General features: G+C 72.0%; 16 protein-coding genes and 1 pseudogene. 6 read left to right on the top strand and 11 right to left on the bottom strand.

Translation table 11 applies throughout. The features are described from left to right. The first annotated feature begins 252 nt into the window (after positions 1–252). Positions 253–498 (top strand): putative ATP-grasp-modified RiPP, encoded by a 246-nt coding sequence (gene tgmA / locus ABZ576_RS31595; protein ID WP_360748557.1) that lies wholly within the window; start codon positions 253–255, stop codon positions 496–498. Next, a complete protein-coding gene (gene tgmB / locus ABZ576_RS31590) occupies positions 498–1,457 on the top strand; it encodes an ATP-grasp ribosomal peptide maturase (RefSeq protein ID WP_360748554.1) in 960 nt (319 codons plus the stop codon). The genes tgmA and tgmB overlap by 1 nt, the downstream gene beginning before the upstream one ends. 24 nt (positions 1,458–1,481) lie before the next feature. Here tgmB and ABZ576_RS31585 read toward each other — a convergent pair whose 3' ends face one another. The 9 genes and pseudogenes from ABZ576_RS31585 to ABZ576_RS31545 form a co-directional block, all read right to left on the bottom strand. Further along, positions 1,482–2,702, bottom strand: coding sequence for a metallophosphoesterase (locus ABZ576_RS31585; protein WP_360748551.1), 1,221 nt, complete (start codon positions 2,700–2,702; stop codon positions 1,482–1,484). A 388-nt stretch (positions 2,703–3,090) separates the two neighbouring features. Then, entirely contained in the window at positions 3,091–3,315 is a 225-nt protein-coding gene (locus ABZ576_RS31580; RefSeq protein ID WP_360748548.1) for a DUF2892 domain-containing protein, read from the bottom strand. Positions 3,316–3,485: 170 nt separating this feature from the next. After that, positions 3,486–4,220, bottom strand: a pseudogene (locus tag ABZ576_RS31575) (SDR family oxidoreductase); the annotation flags it as partial. Beyond that, complete coding sequence (locus tag ABZ576_RS31570) at positions 4,217–5,188, bottom strand: fumarylacetoacetate hydrolase family protein (protein ID WP_360748545.1); 972 nt, start codon at positions 5,186–5,188, stop codon at positions 4,217–4,219. The pseudogene ABZ576_RS31575 and the gene ABZ576_RS31570, both read right to left, overlap by 4 nt. Positions 5,189–5,292: 104 nt before the next feature. Then, positions 5,293–6,231, bottom strand: a complete 939-nt coding sequence (locus ABZ576_RS31565) for a VOC family protein (RefSeq protein ID WP_360748542.1) — start codon at positions 6,229–6,231, stop codon at positions 5,293–5,295. 11 nt (positions 6,232–6,242) lie between these two features. After that, positions 6,243–7,274 carry an amidohydrolase family protein gene (locus ABZ576_RS31560; RefSeq protein ID WP_360748539.1) on the bottom strand — a complete coding sequence of 344 codons (1,032 nt, stop codon included), beginning with the start codon at positions 7,272–7,274 and terminating at the stop codon, positions 6,243–6,245. Between the two features lie 80 nt (positions 7,275–7,354). Beyond that, positions 7,355–8,485, bottom strand: a complete 1,131-nt coding sequence (locus ABZ576_RS31555; protein ID WP_360748536.1) for an FAD-dependent oxidoreductase — start codon at positions 8,483–8,485, stop codon at positions 7,355–7,357. A gap of 23 nt (positions 8,486–8,508) precedes the next feature. Then, the gene (locus ABZ576_RS31550) at positions 8,509–9,465 is read right to left on the bottom strand and encodes a cyclase family protein (protein ID WP_360748533.1); all 957 of its coding nucleotides are present in this window, start codon (positions 9,463–9,465) and stop codon (positions 8,509–8,511) included. Then, positions 9,462–10,460 (bottom strand): fumarylacetoacetate hydrolase family protein, encoded by a 999-nt coding sequence (locus ABZ576_RS31545; RefSeq protein ID WP_360748530.1) that lies wholly within the window; start codon positions 10,458–10,460, stop codon positions 9,462–9,464. Before ABZ576_RS31545 ends, ABZ576_RS31550 begins: the two co-directional genes overlap by 4 nt. A gap of 128 nt (positions 10,461–10,588) precedes the next feature. Between ABZ576_RS31545 and ABZ576_RS31540 the strand changes: the two genes are divergently transcribed. Next, entirely contained in the window at positions 10,589–11,506 is a 918-nt protein-coding gene (locus ABZ576_RS31540) for a LysR family transcriptional regulator (protein WP_360748527.1), read from the top strand. Between the two features lie 161 nt (positions 11,507–11,667). On the opposite strand, the gene ABZ576_RS31535 is transcribed toward ABZ576_RS31540, so the two are convergent. Continuing rightward, the gene (locus tag ABZ576_RS31535) at positions 11,668–12,330 is read right to left on the bottom strand and encodes a response regulator transcription factor (protein WP_360748524.1); all 663 of its coding nucleotides are present in this window, start codon (positions 12,328–12,330) and stop codon (positions 11,668–11,670) included. Next, entirely contained in the window at positions 12,327–13,604 is a 1,278-nt protein-coding gene (locus tag ABZ576_RS31530; RefSeq protein WP_360748521.1) for a histidine kinase, read from the bottom strand. Before ABZ576_RS31530 ends, ABZ576_RS31535 begins: the two co-directional genes overlap by 4 nt. Before the next feature lie 132 nt (positions 13,605–13,736). Between ABZ576_RS31530 and ABZ576_RS31525 the strand changes: the two genes are divergently transcribed. The 3 genes from ABZ576_RS31525 (at position 13,737) to ABZ576_RS31515 (ending at position 17,448) form a co-directional block, all read left to right on the top strand. After that, positions 13,737–14,648 carry an ABC transporter ATP-binding protein gene (locus tag ABZ576_RS31525; RefSeq protein WP_360748518.1) on the top strand — a complete coding sequence of 304 codons (912 nt, stop codon included), beginning with the start codon at positions 13,737–13,739 and terminating at the stop codon, positions 14,646–14,648. Next, positions 14,645–15,502: an ABC transporter permease gene (locus tag ABZ576_RS31520; RefSeq protein WP_360748515.1), complete on the top strand. Its 858-nt coding sequence runs from the start codon at positions 14,645–14,647 to the stop codon at positions 15,500–15,502. The genes ABZ576_RS31525 and ABZ576_RS31520 overlap by 4 nt, the downstream gene beginning before the upstream one ends. Positions 15,503–15,864: 362 nt before the next feature. Then, positions 15,865–17,448 carry an MBL fold metallo-hydrolase gene (locus ABZ576_RS31515; protein ID WP_360748512.1) on the top strand — a complete coding sequence of 528 codons (1,584 nt, stop codon included), beginning with the start codon at positions 15,865–15,867 and terminating at the stop codon, positions 17,446–17,448. Positions 17,449–17,501 lie beyond the last annotated feature (53 nt).

The raw sequence follows: 17,501 nt of genomic DNA, 5'->3' as shown, positions 1-17,501 counted from the left end.
TCCCGCACCGCGTCCGGTGACACCGCGTAGGCCCGCACACGTCACGAACCGCTGTTCCCCACCTCCTAGGGCTCCCTGCCGCACCGCTGCCGCCGCATCCGCCCGGCGAACCCGGATTTCATCCGCATTTCAACGCCCCGCGCCAGTCTGGACCCATCGCTCACCGCGTGAGCCGCGCCTGCACCCGTGACGAAGAGGACCCCACGGGGCTGCGGCGAGTCCCCGAACGGCCGGAAACCGAGGAGACGAACGATGACGACGCGAAACGCCGTGGCACCCTGGGGCATCACCCGCATGGCACCGTACGCCGAGACGAGGCCGGTTCCCCCGCTCACCACGGTGATCGACCCGGAGACCCAGATCGCCGTCGTGATCGACGACCAGGGCCAGGCGGTCGAGCTCCACCACCAGACGGGCAGCGGCACGTCGGGCTCCACGAGCACCAGCTGCGCCGACAGCTACGACTCGGACAGCTCGTCGGACTCCGACCACGACTGATGACGACAAGCCCGACCGGGTCGGTGCTGGTACTGACCGGCATCCACGACGTGACCGCCGACGTGGTCCTGCGCATCCTCGCGGAACGCCAGGTCCCGGTGGTCCGCCTCGACCCCGGCACAGACCTGCACACGGGTGCCGCGCTCACCGCCGCGTACCGTACCGGTGATCAGCGCGGCACCTTGCGCACGCCGACCCGCGAACTCGATCTCACCGAGGTGCGCTCCGTCTGGACACGCCGTCCCTCCCCCTACGAGGGACCGCCCGGACTGAGCGGCCAGGAGCGCCGGTTCGCCGCCTCCCAGTCCCTGTGGGGCGTCGGCGGCATCCTGGCGTCCCTTCCCGGGGCCCACTACGTCAACCACCCGTGGCACAACCGGGCGGCCGAGTACAAGCCGACCCAGCTGGCCACCGCACAGCGCAGCGGCCTGTCCGTCCCGTCCACGCTGATCACCAACGACCACGAACAGGCCCGCGAGTTCGCCGCCCGGCACTCCGGTGCCGTGGTCTACAAGCCGTTGTGGAACACGCCCTACGCCATCGACGGCAGAGCACAACACGTATGGGTGCGCGAAGTGCGCCCGCACGAGATCACGCCCGCCGTGACCGGCTGCCCGCACCTGTTCCAGGCCAAGGTGGAGAAGGCGTTCGACGTACGACTCACCGCTGTCGGCAGCCGGGTGTTCGCGGTCCGCATCGACAGCCCGGACCTGGACTGGCGGCAACGGCAGTCCCTCATGGAGTGCACGCCGATCGCCGTCCCCGCCCGGATCGCGCGCTCGGTCTCCGCGTACCTCACCACCTTCCGACTGGTCTTCGGCGCCTTCGACTTCGCCGTCACGCACGCCGGCGACTGGTACTTCCTCGAGTGCAACCCCAACGGCCAGTGGGCGTGGCAACCCGACACGGTGACCGTCCCGATCAGCCGTGCCCTCGCCGACGAACTGCAAAGGACCTAGGAGCGTGAGCCGGCCGGCCCCGTGCTACGGCGAGGTGGGCCGGTGCGGGGAGCGGAGCACGAGCAGGGTGATCTCGCTGGGGGCGAAGACGCGGAACGGCGGGCCCCAGAAGCCGGTGCCGCGGCTGGTGTACAGCAGGGTGCGGGTGCCGTGGTGGCTGAGGCCGGCGACGGCGGGCTGGTCGATGCGGACCAGATGGTGGAAGGGCCAGATCTGGCCGCCGTGGGTGTGGCCGGAGAGCTGGAGGTCGATGCCGGCTGCTGCCGCCCGGTCGACGAACTTGGGCTGGTGCGCCAGGAGCAGCACGGGCAGGTCGGGGTCGGCCCCGCTCAGGGCTCCGGCGAGGTGGGCGCGGTGGCCCGCCAGGCCGGAGGACTCGGCGGTGACGTCGTCCACGCCGGCGACCACGAGGGTGTCGCCCCCGCGTTCGAGCAGCAGGTGGCGGTTGCGCAGCGGCTCCCAGCCCAGCTCGTCCATCAGGTCGACCCAGCCCTGGGCCTCGCTGTAGTACTCGTGGTTGCCGGTGACGTAGACCCGGGCCCGGGTGGCCCGCACGGTACCGAGTGGTGTGGCCTGGGCGCGGCGGCGTTCGGCCGTGCCGTCCGCGATGTCGCCGGTGTGGCAGACCAGGTCGGCTTCCAGGGCGTTCACCGTCTCGCACACCCGTGCCGACCAGCGGGCGCGGTCCAGTGGGCCGTAGTGCGTGTCGGTGATGAGGACGACGCGCAGGCCGTCCAGACCGGCGCCCAGCCGTGGCAATCGCACGTCGAGGCGGCGCACGCGTGGCACGCGGCGGGCCTCGGCGTACCCCCAGGCGAGCAGTACGGCGGTCACGGCGAGGACGGTCCACGTGACGACGCGGGCCCGGTCCTGACTCGCGCCGACGCCGGCCACGGTCAGGGCGAGCCGCAAGAGGACGCCGAGCAGGACGGACCAGGTGAACAGGACCCAGCTCGTGCCCAGCAGGGTGTCACCGATGATCGCCGCCCGGTCCTGCTGGCGCCTGCCGTGGCCTCGCGCCATGGCGAGCGGCATGCCTATGAGGCCGAGGACGAACAGGGCGGTGCCGAGCAGCGTGGCGGGCAGCGGCCAGTGCTGGCCGGTGTGGAGGAGCACCCAGCAGGGCACGGCCCACAGCAGGACGGGGGCGATCAGGGGGAGGTAGCGCATCAGGCGGTGCAGCGGGCTCCGCCGCGGTGCCTGTGCCTCCCTCTCGGCGGGCCGGGTGTTGCTGGTGTCGGTCACGCTTGCCCTCCCTGACCAGGCTGCCGTCTCGCGCACTGTATCCGGTCGCCCTCGGGCCGGCCGGACCGGCGTCGCGGGCAGCCGCGGTGCTGTGAGGCGTGGGGGAGCCTCGGTGCGGGCGGTGATGTCCTCCACGGTAACGCCCGGGCCCGCAGTCCCTCGGAATCTTCCACGCGTCTCCTCGGGCGGCGAGGCCACCTCGGCCGAGCCTCCCTGCCGGTGAAGGAACAGTATGCGCACCGTGCGCTATTCCGGGAGCTGGGGAGCGAGATGTAGGTGCAGCCGGCGCGGTCGACGTCTCTGCACACCGAGGGGATCGACGAGGACGGCGTGGAGCACCGGCCGCTCGGCGGGGCACCGTGAGCGATGCCCCGTGAGCCTGGTGGTGTCAGCCGGTCAGGCCGGCGAGGGTGTTCTTCAGGTCGGTGGCCTTGGGCCGGTTATGGGGCAGCTTGGCGAGGATCTTGGCCATGCCGCAGGTGTTGGTGAGGGCGGAGAAGACCAGGCCGCCGGCGACGCCTGCGGACAGCCAGCGGGCCGCGTTCCGGTGTCGTCCGGCGATCAGGCCGGTCAGGACGAGGGATCCGGCGGCGAGGCGGACTTGGCGGTCCATGGCCCAGGGTGTGCGGGGGCCGGCCGTGCGGTGGGTGTCGTGGCCGAGCTGCGTCCAGGCGGTGGTGCCGCCGGTGAGGGTGGCGGCCGTGATGCCGTGATCGGCCAGGCGCCGGCAGGCTTGGGCGGAGCGGGCGCCGGAGCCGCACACGATGAGGCACGGGCCCCGTCACGCAGCGCGTCGGAGACCGACTTGACCCCGCCGTGCGCGGTCAGTCCGCCGTCGACGGGAATCTCGGCGCCGGTGATGAACGACGACTCCTCCGACAGCAGGAACACCACCAGCGGGGCGACCTCGCCCACGGTGCCGGTGCGGCCGAGCGGCGTCTCGCGGATGTTGGCCTCGCGGAAGGCCGGGGCGGCGGAGGCGGTCATCTCGGTGTCGATGTGGCCGGGGTGGATCGCGTTGACGCGGATGCCGCGCGGGCCGAGTTCCAGGGCGGCGGCCCGCGACAGGCCCCGCAGCGCCCACTTGCTGGTGGTGTAGGCGACCGGATAGTGGGCGGTGAGGGCGGCCGAGGAGCCGACGTTGACGATCGAGGCGCCGGGCGGCATCAGCGGCGCCAGGTGCTGGATGCCGAGCAGCGGGCCGGTGACGTTGACGGCGTGGACGCGCGCCAGGTCCTCGGGACGGACCTCGCCGAGGCGGGCGCGCCAGGTCACGCCCGCGTTCTTGACCAGCCCGTGCACCTGCCCGTACGACTCCTCCAACTCCGCGGCCAGGTCGGCCCAGTCCCGCTCGCTGCTCACGTCGAGGCGCCGGCAGCCGGGGGTCTCCGTGACGTCGGTGGCGATGACGCGGGCCCCCTCGCGGGCGAGGGCTTCCGCCTCCGCCGCGCCCTGGCCGCGCGCCGCACCGGTGACGACGACGACCTTGCCGAGCAGCCTCGCGCGCGGGCCGGTCACGGCCGCTCCCGGGTGCGGCGCCGGCCGGTGGGCAGCGGAACGGGGTCGGTGCCGGGGACGACCGTGTTGGTGAGGGTGCCCAGGCCTTCGACGGTGAGGGAGACGGTGTCGCCCGGCTTCAGCGGCGGCGGGTTCTGTCCGCCGCGCAGGCCCCACAGCTCGGCGAGGCAGCCGCCGTTGCCACAGGTGCCCGAGCCGAGCACGTCACCCGGGACGACCCGCGTGCCCCGGGAGGCGTAGGCCGCCATCTCCTCGAACGTCCAGCTCATGTTGGACAGCAGGTCCGTGCCGACCGTCTCCCCGTTGACCTCGGCGGTGAGCGCCAGGCGCAGGAAGCCGTCGCTGTCGCGGTGCGGCTCCAGTTCGTCGGCGGTGACCAGGACGGGTCCGAGCGTGGTCGCGGTGTCCTTGCCCTTGCACGGGCCGAGGCCGACCCGCATCTCGGCGGACTGCAGGTCGCGGGCGGACCAGTCGTTGAGGACGGTGTAGCCGACGATGTGGTCGCGGGCCCGCTCGGGGGTGAGGTCGCGGCCCTCGCGGCCGATGACGGCGGCCACTTCGAGTTCGAAGTCGAGGACGGCGGAGCCGGGCGGCACCGGTATCCCGTCGCCCGGGCCGTATATCGCGTGCGGGTTGGTGAAGTAGAAGGCCGGTGCCGCGTACCACTGCTCGGGTACGCCCGCCGCCCCGTCCACGGACCGCCGTACGCCCTCGACGTGCTCCTCGAAGGTGACGAAGTCCCGGACGGAAGCGGGCTGGAGGGGCGGCAGCAGGCGGACCTCGGACAGGTGCGGGCCGGGCGGGACGTCGTCGGCCGCGGCGCCGGCGGCGAGGAGCCCGCGCAGCCCGCCGGCCCGCGCGAGCAGGTCGGTCAGCGAGGTGACACCGGGCAGGGGGAGAAGGGTGCCGTCGGCCTCCACGACGGCGACTCGGCGGTGATGGTGGTGTTCATAGGCGGCGAAACGCATGGCGGACCTCCTGGGGGACCGTGGGGCCGGCCGAAGCCGGGACCGGGGGCGCGGCGGGCAGTCAGGGCACGACAGGACGCGCCGCACCCCCGGAGTCGGAGGGATCAGACCGGCGGGGCGACGAAGACGCCGCGGTCGGGGTCGTTGAAGGACTCCTTGGCGACGAGTTCGTTCATCGGGTTGGCGGTGCCCCACTGGTCGGTGACCTCGGGCCGGGAGAAGTCGTAGACGTGCGGGTGCCAGGTGTCCTCGTCCAGGCACTCCAGCTCGGTGGTGTACTCGACGGTGTTGCCGTGCGGGTCGAGGAAGTAGGTGAAGGTGTTGTCGCCCGCCATGTGGCGGCCGGGCCCCCAGATCTTCCGGTGGCCGGCGCGGATGACGCGGCCGGAGCCGCGCATGTACTCGTCGATGCCGCGCATCTCGAAGGAGATGTGGTGCAGGGCCGTGTGCGGGCCTCGCGCGATGGCCATGGAGTGGTGCTGGTTGGAGATCCGCATGAAGTGCATGACCTCGCCCATGTGCGGCGAGCTGAGGGTGTCGGAGAGGCGGAAGCCGAGGTGCCGCTCGTACCACTCCCGGGTCCGGTTCAGGTCGGGGGAGTTGAGGACGACGTGGCTCAGCTTGACCGGGATGGACTCCTTCTCCTCGATCTTGCGGTGCCGCCGTACCTTGACGTCGGCGGAGACCTCGATGGTGCGGCCGTCCACGTCGAAGAAGCGGAAGCCGTAACCGCCGCCGGGGGTGTCGACCTTGCCCGGCCGGGTGATCAACCGCACGCCCCCGGCGAGCAGCCGCTCGGCGAGCGTGTCGACGTCGGCCGGGGTGGCGGCGCCGTAGGAGACGAGGTCGAGGCGCTTCTCGTCGGCCTTGCGCAGCCGGACGACGTACTGTTCCGGGGAGCCCTCGGCGGCGAGGAAGGAGATCCCGGAGTCCTCGGCGACCTTGGTCAGGCCCCAGACGCCGGCGTAGAAGTCGAGCTGCTTGGCGTAGTCGGGAACGGCGAGGTCCACGTGCCGCAGGTGGGTGAGCAGACGTGCGCTCATGGGGGGCCTCCTCAGACGGTGGCGGTGGGGATGGTGAGCAGGGCGGCGGCGTTCCCACCGCGTACGGCGTCGAAGTCCGCCCCGGTGAGCCGTGCGGCGCGCAGGGCGCCGACCGGGTCCTCGGTGCCCATGTCGAAGGGGAAGTCGGAGCCGAGCAGGACCCGGTCCGCGCCCGCGACGCGGACCAGCTCCCGCAGGACGCGCGGGTCGTGGACCAGGGAGTCGAAGTACAGCCGCTTCAGGTAGCTGCTGGGCGGGTGCGCGCATCCGGCGCCCGCGTCGGAGCGGGTGGACCACGCATGGTCGGAGCGCCCGATGTGGGTCGGCAGGTAGCCGCCGCCGTGCGCGGCGATCAGCCGCAGAGCGGGGTGCCGGTCCAACGTGCCGGAGAAGATCAGGTGGGACAGCGCGACGGCGTTCTCGGTGGGCTGTCCGACGGTGTTGGACAGGTACCAGCGGTCGAGCCGTTCGTCGAGCGTGCATCCGAAGGGGTGCAGGAAGAGGATCGCGCCGGTCTCCTCGGCCCGCGACCAGAACGGTGCGTAGGCCGGGTGGGAGAGCTCCCGTCCGGGGGCGTGGCTGGAGATCTCCACTCCGGCCAGGCCCTGTTCCAAGGCGTGGTCCAGGGCACGGACCAGCAGGTCCGGGTGGTGGAGCGGCACCAGCCCGAGCCCGCGCAGCCGGTCCGGCGACGCGGCGCAGTGCGCGGCGGTGGCCTCGTTGGCCAGCCGGTACACCTTCTCGGCCGCCTCCTCGTCCGTCCAGTAGTGGTAGTGCGAGGGGGAGGGGCTGACCAGCTGGACGTCCACGCCCTGGGCGTCCATGGCGGCCAGCCGTAGGGCCACGTTCGTCAGCAGGGGCATGCGGTCGCGGACCATGGGGCCGCTCACCGCCAGCGCGGCGGGGCCGTTGCGGCGGGCGTCCAGGGCCCTGGCCTCGTCGCGACCGGGCAGTGCGGACACGAGCGCGTCGACCTCGGGGAGCAGGACGTGGGCGTGCACGTCGACGGTCGGGGCGGACGCGGATGCGGATGCGGCGCTCACGGCAGCGGTCGGGGCGGACGCGAACGCGGATGCGGCGCTCACGGCAGCGGTCGGGGCGGACGCGGATGCGGATGCGGCGCTCACGGCAGCTCCCGCAGCATCGTCATGATGCGGCCCATCAGGCCGGGCACGTCGGCGTCGCGCACTCCGTCGAGCTGCCACTGCCCGAGCTGCACGGACGCCTCGACGACCGGACGGACCCGGCTGATCCGCCGCTCGTAGTACGCCTGGAGCAGCGCCTCGTCCCAGGTGTCGCTCGTGGTGAGCAGCTGTGCGAGGACCCAGGCGTCCTCCAGGGACAGCGCGGCGCCCTGGGCGAGGGTGGGCGGGCAGCAGTGCGCCGCGTCCCCGGCCAGGACGACCCGGCCGCGGTGCCAGGATCCCTCGACCAGCAGCCGGTCGAACCAGGTGTAGTTGACCTTCGCCGGGTCGGTGAGGGACGCGGTGATCTCCGGCCAGAAGCCCCCGTAGGCGGAGGCGAGCCGGCGCATCTCGTCGGCGTACGTCTCCTGCGGGATGGAGGCGCGGTCGCGGTTGGCCTCGACGACGTAGGCGTACAGGGTGGTGTCACTGGTGGGGCAGTAGCCGGCGATGTAGGCGGGGCCGCCGTAAGCGAGGTCGGTGCGGGTCACGCCGGCCGGGCGCGGGGCGGCGGCGCGCCAGATGGCCATGCCGGTCGGTTCCGGCTTGGCGGTGATGCCGATCGCCGCGCGGGTGGCCGAGCTCAGGCCGTCGGCGGCGATCACCAGGTCGTAGCGGCCCTCGGTGCCGTCGGTGAAGCGCACGGTCACCCCGTCGGCGTCCTGGTGGAAATCCGTGGCCCGGGTGCCCAGCCGGACCCGGGCGCCCGAGGCGCGTACGGCGTCGATGAGGATCTGCTGGAGCCGGGGGCGCTGCATGCCGACGGTGGCGGGCAGACCGTCGCCACCGGCTCGGACGTCCCGGGCGACGTGCAGGACGGTGCCGTCGGGGGCGGTGATGCCGACCGAGCCGAAGGCGAAGCCTGACTCCTGCACGCGTTCCCAGACGCCGAGTTCGCGCAGGACGCGCAGGGCGTTGCCCTGGAGGGTGATGCCGGAGCCGGCGGTGGCGTTCCAGTCGTCCTTGGCCTCGACCAGGTCCACCGTGAGGCCGGCGCGGCGCAGCAGGACCGTCGCGGCGTTGCCCGCGGCGCCACCACCGATCACCAGGACCGTGCGGTCTTTGCTCATGAGGGAACTCCTCTGTTCCGGGGCTACTTGACGGCGATGGGGTTGACGGGGGAGCCGACGGCGCCGGTGATGGGGAGGGGGGCGGCGGTGAGCCAGAACGCGTACACGCCGTCCGCCGCGCAGTCCTCGGCCAGCGCCTCCGGGTCCCACATCTCGCCGATGAGGAGGCCGATGTGGGGGATGGCGACCTGGTGCAGGGGCTGGAAGGCGTGCTCGAACTCGTTGGGCCGCACCTCGAAACCCCAGGTGTCGGTGGCGATCGCGGCGATCTCGGTGGCGTGCAGCCAGCCGGCCGTGGTGAACGACAGCCCGGGCGCCGGCCCGCCGGCGTAGTCCCCCCAGCCGTCGCGCCGGGCCCGCGCGAGCTGTCCGGTCCGTACGACGACGATGTCCCCGCGGCCCACGCTCACGCCGTGCGCCTCGGCGGTCGCCGTCAGGTGTTCCCCGGTGATCGCGAACCCGTCGGGCAGCTCACCGTCCTCGCCGATCACGCGGCCCACGTCGAGCAGGACGCCGCGTCCGGCGACGTGCGGGGCCATGTGCTCGATGCCGGTGACCCGGTCGCCGTCGGAGGTGACCACCTCCTCGGCCGGGCGTCCGTTCCAGGCGATGCCGTGGTCGAAGATGTGTCCGAGCCCGTCCCACTGGGTGGAGCACTGGAGCGGCATCGCGATCACGTCGTCGGCGCCGCCGAGACCGTGCGGGAAGCCCTGGCGGCCGAGGGCGGCGTCGGTGCCGGTGTCCAGCATGGTGTGCACCGGGTTGGTGCGCCGCCGCCAGCCCTTCTGCGGCCCGTTCATGTCGAAGCGCTGGGAGAGGGAGAAGCTCACGCCCCGCCGGACGAGTGCGACGCCCTCGCGGCGCTTGGCCTTGTCGAGGAAGTTGAGCGTGCCGAGCACGTCGTCCTCGCCCCAGCGGCCCCAGTTGGAGTACGCCTTCGCGGCCTCGGCGATCGCGCCCTCGGGGTCGTGCCGGTTCACGCCGTCTCCCGCACGCACCGGGTGCGCTGGACGCCGAGGCCGGTGACCGAGCCCTCCATGACGTCGCCGTCGCGCAGCAGGCGCCCCCAGTGCATGCCGTTGCCGGCCGGGCTGCCGGTGAGCACCAGGTCCCCGGGGAAGAGCCGGGCGGTCTGCGAGGCGTGGGCCACCATCCGCGCCACGCCGAAGATCATGTCCTTCGTGGACTCGTCCTGCATGGTCTCGCCGTTCAGCTTCAGCGTCACACGCAGGTCGCCGGGGTCGGTGATGGACTCGGCGGGCACGATCCAGGGCCCGAGCGGCGTGAAACCGGGCGCGTTCTTGCTCCGCAGCCAGTCGGTGCCGATCTGCGGCATGTCCCGGCGGAACACCGTGGCCCGGTCGGTGAGGTCGTTGGCGATCGTGTAACCGGCGACGCACTCCAGTGCCTCCGCCACGGACACCCGGTACGCGGGCCGGCCGATCACGACGGCCAACTCCAGCTCCCAGTCCGGCTGTTCGGCCCATGCCGGGAGTACGACGTCGTCGTACGGCCCGGTGATCGCGCTCGGCAGCCCGATGAAGACGTACGGCAGGTCCTCGGCCGCCCGGCGGTCCATGATCTCCGCCGCCTCGGCGCGCCGCTCGCCTTCGGGCCGGTCGTCCCCCGGTGCCCGGTGCGCGACGTGCAGGTCGATCACGTGCTGCCGGTAGTTCGCCCCCGACTGGAAGACCTGGCGCGGCTCGACCGGGGCGTGCACCCGGTGGTCGGACAGCGGCCTGCGGTCGCCGCCGCCCCCGCCGGCCAGGGCCCGCAGCCGCGGCAGGGCCGTCGTCCATTCCTCCAGCAGGCCCCGCATGGTCAACCGCTCGTCGCCGAGGGCGAGACGCAGGTCGAGGGCCCGGGCGTCCGGGGTGACCAGGGCGGGGAAGGCGGGCCCCTCCGGGGCGGAGAGCGTGGCGAGGGCGAACGGTCCGGCGAAGAGCGCGGACGCCTGTTCAGGTTTCACGGACATGTCCTCCTGATTGCGGTGCGACTAATCTGGACCCGCCCCCGGTGATCAGGGAAATCGATTCGTTGGATGGCAAGCATCCATCCGGCGAATCAGCGCTGGTGGGCGCCCGCACAGCAGAGGAAAGACCCGTGAATCTGGCCCGCCTGGACCTCAACCTCGTCGTAGCCCTGCACGCCCTGCTGAAGGAACGCAACGTCACCCGGGCCGGGCAGCGCATCGGCCTCAGCCAGCCCGCGATGAGCGCCGCCCTGGCCCGGCTGCGCCGCCACTTCGACGACGACCTGCTCGCCCGGGTCGGCGGCCACTACGAGCTCACCGCCCTGGCCCAGGTCCTGCTCGACCGCACCTCCACCGCCTACGACGTGCTGGAACGCCTCTTCGCCAGCCAGGCCGACTTCGATCCCGCGACGGAGAGCCGCGAGTTCAAGCTGGTCGCCTCCGACTACGCCGTCGCCGTATTCGGCACCGAACTCGCCCGCGTCGTCCACCAGGAGGCCCCCGGCATCCGCCTGCGCTTCACGCAGACCTCGCCCACCGTCGTCGACGACACCGCGACCCTGTTGAGCGCCACCGACGGCCTGCTCATGCCGCACGGGGTCATCAGCGGCTTCCCCGCCACCGACCTCTACCAGGACCGCTGGGTCTTCCTCGTCGCCGACGACCACCCCGGTGTGCCGGACCGGCTCACCCGCCAGGACCTGGCCCGCCTCCCCTGGGTCACCTACCAGCGCACCTACGACGCCCCGGCGGTCCGCCAGCTCGGCATGCTCGGCATCGAGCCGCGGGTGGAGGTCTCCGTCGACAGCTTCCAGCTCCTGCCGCTCCTCGTCGCCGGCACCCGGCGCATCGCCCTCGTGCAGGCCCGCCTCGCGCACTTGCTGATGCCGATCGCCCCCGTCCGCGTCCTGGAGCCGCCCTACGAGGCCGTCCCCGTGCAGGAGGCCATGTGGTGGCACCCCGTGCACACCCACGACGCCTCGCACATCTGGCTGCGCGAGGTGGCGTCCCGGGTGGGGGCGCGCCTGCGCCGGACGCGGGAAGCGTGACCGGCCCGGTCACCGTGAGGTCTGTGACACCCGGGGCCGGCTGAGCAGGGCTCGAACCCGCGGCGCGGCGCGGTGATTCCGTTCCCCTGTCCCGGCGTCGGACGGTTCCGTCGTCAGAGCCGCCGGGAGCCAGTGAGCAGGGTGCTGCCCGGGCGCACCGCCTACCGCGAGTGGCCCACCAGCCCGGTCTCGTAGGCGGTGATGACCAGTTGGACCCGGTCGCGGACGCCGAGCTTGCCCAGCAGCCGGGTCACATAGGTCTTGGCCGTGGCCATGCTGATGTGGAGCTCGGCGGCGATCTCGGCGTTGGACAGGCCGCGGCCGACATGGGTCAGCACCTCGCGCTCCCGCTCCGTCAGCATTTCCAGGCCCCGCCCGGACGCGGTGGCGGCCGCCTGCGGACGCTGGGCGAACTCCCTGATCAGCCTGCGCGTCACCGTGGGTGCGATGAGCCCGTCGCCCGCGGCGACCACCCGGACCGCGGCCAGGATGTCGTCCAGCGCCATGTCCTTGACCAGGAAGCCGGACGCCCCGGCGCGCAGCGCCCCGTAGACGTACTCGTCGTCGTCGAAGGTGGTCAGGACGATCACCTGCGTGCCGTCGCCGCGCTCCGTGATGCGCCGGGTCGCCTCGATGCCGTCCATCCCCGGCATGCGGATGTCCATCACCACCACATCCGGCCGCTCGGCCTCGGCCAGCCGGACCGCCTCCTCTCCGGTCCCGGCCTGGCCGACGACCTCCAGGTCGTCGGCCTCGGCGATCACCATCTGCAGTGCGGTACGGATGAGGGGCTGGTCGTCGACGAGTACGACACGGACGGTCATCGGGCTCCTGCCGTGGTGGGCCGAGGGTCGGGCGAGGGGGAAGCGGGCGGTACGGGAAGCCGGGCCACGACCCGGAAGCCGCCGCCCGGGCGGGGCTCGGCGCTGAACTCGCCGTGCAGCAGGGCCACGCGTTCGCGCATCCCGGCCAGCCCGTAGCCCGTGCCGGCCGCCGCGCCGGCGCCCGTGCCCCGGTCGGTGATCTCGATGGTCAGCTCCTCGGCACCGTAGTCGACTGTCACCTCGCACGAGTCGGTGCCCGCGTGTCGCACGACGTTGGTGACCGACTCCTGGACGATCCGGAACGCCGACAGCTCGATCTCCGGGGGCAGCGGCCGCCGCTCGCCCCGCCACCGCACGTGTACGCACACCCCCGCGGCCGTGGTCGTCTCCGCCAGCCGCTCGACGTCGGCCAACGTCGCCGCGGGCGCCAGCGGGGCCCGCGCCCGGCCCTCGACGTCGTCCTCGCCGCCCTCGCCGCCGTCGCGGTGCTCGTCGTCCGCCCGGCGCAGGGCGACCAGCATCCGCCGCAGTCCTGCCAGCGTCTCGCGGCCCGCGCTCTCCACGGCCAGCATCGCCTGCCGCGCGCCCTCCGGCTGGGTGTCGACGACCCGTGCGGCGGCACCGGCCTGGAGGGCGATGATGCCGATGCTGTGCGCCACCATGTCGTGCAACTCCCTTGCGATGCGCAGCCGTTCGGCGGCCACCGCCTGCGCCGCGACCTGCGCCAGGAGCTGGGTGCGCAGCTTCTCGGCATAGGCACGGGACTGGTACGCCAAGTTGCCTGCGAGCCAGGCCACGACGACGGTCAGGGCGACGTACGGCTCCGATGGAGTACCGCCCTCCCCGGAGTGTGCCAGCCGCACGCCCAGGAACACCCCGAGCGTGGCGAGCGCGGCCCCCGCGAACGGCAGCGAGGCACGGCGCGGGTGGACGCCGGCGAGGAAGCCGACCGCCACGTCGACGACGAGGAACTGCAGCGATGGGACCTCCCACAGCCGCCACGCCGCCGAGAAGGCGCCGTTGCCGGCGAGCAGCAGCACCAGCCCCGGCCACGGACGGCGCGTCAGCAAGGCGCAGCCGGCCAGGGTCAGGGCCGTGGCCAGCGCCAGGAAGAGCTGCCCCCGCAGATCGTTCAGGGCGTCCGGCGGTGCCGTGTCGTCGCGCGCTCCCTGGGTGGGCCAGAGCAGCGGATACAGGGCCGTGACGCACCAGAGGGCGCCCGCCCAGACGCCCGGTGGCACCCGCTTGAGGAACGTGTGGCGTAGGGGGACCATGCGTGGATCGTAGCCGGACGGTTCCGACGTGGGATCGGACCGAGGTTGTACAACCGTGGTCGACACCGGTGTGCAGCAATTGTCCGCCGTGGACCGATGACGCCTTCGAAGCCGCGGGGCACGATGAAACGCATGATTGAAGTGAGGGAAGTCACCAAGCGTTACGGCGCGAAGGCCGCGGTCAGCGACCTGAGTTTCACGGTGCGACCGGGCCATGTCACGGGATTCCTGGGGCCGAACGGCGCCGGCAAGAGCACCACCCTGCGCATGATGCTCGGGCTGCACCAGCCCACCGCCGGCAGCGTCACCATCAACGGCCGGCCGTTCGCGGACCGGCCGCGCGGCATGCGCCACGTCGGGGCCCTGCTGGACGCGCACGGGGTCCACGGCGGTCGTACCGCCCGCGCGCACCTGACCGCCCTCGCTGTCAGCAACGGCCTTGCGCGTCGCCGGGTCGGCGAGGTACTGGACGAGGTCGGCCTCGGCGACGCCGGCCACCGGCGCATCGGCGGTTACTCGCTGGGCATGAAGCAGCGCCTCGGCATCGCGACCGCGCTGCTGGGCGACCCGCCGGTGCTGCTCTTCGACGAGCCGCTCAACGGACTGGACCCGGACGGCGTGAAGTGGGTGCGCGGCCTGTTCCATCGGCTCGCCGGCGAGGGCCGCACGGTCTTCGTCTCCAGCCACCTGATGTCCGAGATGGAGAACACCGCCGACCACCTCGTCGTCATCGGCAGGGGCCGGCTGATCGCCGCGGAGAGCCTCAAGGACTTCGCCGCGCGGGGCACCCATCGGAGCGTGACCGTCCGTACGCCCGACGTGGCCGCGCTGCGCACGGTCCTGGTCGACGCGGGCGCCTCGGTGTCACTGCACGCCGACAACTCGCTGACGGTGACCGGCCTGAGCGCGGACCGCGTCGGCGACCTCGCCTTCCAGAACATGGTCCCGGTGCACGAACTGACCCCCCACAGCGCCTCCCTGGAATCGGCCTTCATGGAACTCACCGCCGACAGCATCGAGTACGCCGCAGGAGACCCCCGATGACCGCGCCCGCCACCTCCGCCACCGAGTCCGCCGTGCGGTCCGCCGAGCCGGCCGAGCCGCGCGCCCGCTTCACCGACCTGATCGCCGCCGAGTGGATCAAGATGTGGTCGCTGCGCTCCACGCCGTGGGCGTTCGTGGCAGGCACGCTGGCCATCATCGGCTTCAACATCTTCACCGCGTACAACGACTACAGCAACTGGACGGGCTGGGACGCCCGGCAGAAGGCCGACTTCATGCCCAACTGGGCGATGCTCGACGCCTTCACCGACGCCGCCGTGCTGTGCCTGATGCTGACCGCAAGTGCCATGGGCGCCCTCACCGTCGTCGGCGAGTACAGCACCGGCATGATCCGGACGACGTTCACGGCCGTACCCGCCCGCAGCTCCGTGATGGCGGCCAAGGTCGTCGTCGTCACCGCCGTCAGCACCGCGCTGGGCCTGGTCGCCGCCGGCGGCTCCTTCTGGTCGACCCAGGCGCTCCTCGCCGGGCGCGACACCGGCCTGTCGCTGGGCGATCCGGGCGTCGTGCCCGCGGTGCTCGCCTCGGCCTCGGCCGCCCCGGTGGCCGCACTCGTCGGCATGGCCGTCGGCGCGATCGTGCGGGCCAGTGCCGCCACGATCGGCGTGAGCTTCGCGCTCCTGCTGCTCGTCCCGATGGGCGTCAGCGACGACCACCACGGCACGGCCGTCGTCGATCACCTGCTGCCCTACAGCGCCTGGGCGCGGCTGATCCAGGTCGTCGAAAAGCCCGTGAATTACCCGTGGTCCGAGGCCGGGGCGTGGACCGTGTACGCGGTGTGGTATATCGTCTGCGCCGCGATCACCATCTTCGCTGTGCGGCGCCGCGATCAGTAGCGGGAAATGTGCAACGAAAAGCCGTCGCCGGAATCCGGCGACGGCTTCGCTGTGTTCAAGCGGTTGCCCCTTGCGCGGTGCGTGAAGTCGTCCAACCGGCCGTTCAGCCGAGACGAATCCGCAGTTGAACACCGCCTCCCCGGCTGGCCTCGGAAGGCCTCGCGTGTTCAACGCCGCGGCACCCCGAGTCGCTTGATCCAAGCAAGCCCCCAGGCCATTCTGCTTCGGCGGGGAACGTCAAAGACGATATTGCGGCGCCCTGCGATTTCCCCTTGTCGTTCTTACGGTCCGCTGTGACGTCATGGGCATTGCGCATGCCCATGGGTGTCCTAGTCCTTGGCTCTCCTGGAGGGAATGCACTCATGGCAGACGAGCAGCTGTTTCTCAGGTCGAAAGCAATCATCGAGCCGCTCGTGGACAGGTTCTTCGCCTGGCCTTACACGATCGCGCCGGTCCAGGCCGCGATGAACCTGGCCTTCCTCCAGGTCCCGCTCCTCGAGTCGTACCTGCAGTCCCCGCAGGTGCACGTCACGGCCAGCAACAACCCCGAGCTGCGCGGCGGCTACTTCATCAACATCCCCGAGGAGCGCGCCGACGAGGTGCGCGACCTGCTCGCCGCGATCAAGCGTGACCGTGCCGACATGCTCAAGTTCGCCGAGGCGATCGCCGCCGGCCAGGAGATCCTGCGGGCCAACGCCACCGGCTTCGACCTCACCCCGCTCTACCCCAAGCTGCCGGCCGAGCTCGGCGGCCTGGTAGAGCTCGCGTACGACACGGACAACCAGGCGCAGATGCGCTTCATGGAGCCGGTCGTCTACAAGAGCAACGTCTATCAGGAGGCCCGCCAGTCGGTGCAGCTGTCCCTGGAGACCGGGATCGAGCGCCCGTTCATCCTGAGCACCCCGCGCCTGCCCTCGCCGGACGTCCTGGAGCTCCCGATCCCGTTCCGCCACGAGGGCCTTGCCGAGCTCTTCAAGAGCCGAGTGCACCCGACGACCCTCGCCCACCTGCGCGAAGCCCTCGGTCTCGACGACGCCCAGGCCAAGCAGCTGCGCGCGCTGCTCTCCGACAAGCCGAGCCTGTCCCCGGACCGCCACATCGACAGCGGCGGCCGCATCCGCTACTTCGGGCACGCCTGCCTCGTCCTGCAAACGCCCGAGGCGGCCATCGTCACCGACCCGTTCATCAGCGCCGACAGTGACAAGACCGACCGGTACACGCTGGACGACCTGCCCGACTACATCGATCTCGTGCTGATCACCCACGGCCACCAGGACCACATCGTCCTGGAGACGCTGCTCCAGCTGCGCGGCCGCCTCGGCGCGATCGTCGTCCCGCGCTCCTCGCGCGGAAACCTCGCCGACCCGTCGATGGCCCTGATGCTCAGGCACCAGGGCTTCAACGTGATCGAGGTGGACGACTTCGACGAGGTGGAGTTCCCCGGCGGCAAGGTCACGGCCACGCCGTTCCTCGGCGAGCACTGCGACCTGGACATCCGCGCCAAGTCGACGTACTGGGCGGAGCTGGCCGGCAAGAAGGTCTTCATCGGCGCCGACTCCTCCGGCATCGAACCGTCCCTGTACCGCTACGTCAAGGGCCACCTGGGCACCGCCGACATCGCCTTCCTCGGCATGGAATGCGACGGCGCTCCGCTGACCTGGCTCTACCAGGCCCTGCTGACCATCCCGGTCACCAAGAAGATGAGTAGCTCCCGCAAGCTGTCCGGCTCCAACGCCGAGCAGGCCGCCGCGATCATGACCGAGCTCGGCGCGAAGGAAGCCTACGTCTACGCGATGGGCGAGGAGGACTGGCTGGGCCACGTCATGGCGACCACGTACACGGAGGACACGTACCAGATCAAGCAGATCGAGGAGTTCATGACCTGGTGCAAGGACCGTGACATCAAGTCCGGTCACCTCTTCAAGCAGCAGGAGTGGCGCTGGTAGCCGTCGCCTGACCACGTCAGTGACGACCTTGGGCGGGACACCTCGGCGAGGCC

It is taken from the genome of Streptomyces sp. NPDC013455 (assembly GCF_040632975.1).
Taxonomy (GTDB): Bacteria; Actinomycetota; Actinomycetes; order Streptomycetales; family Streptomycetaceae; genus Streptomyces.
The sequence above is the reverse complement of the archived record's forward strand: the minus strand, read 5'-3'. Positions and strand labels throughout refer to the sequence as shown.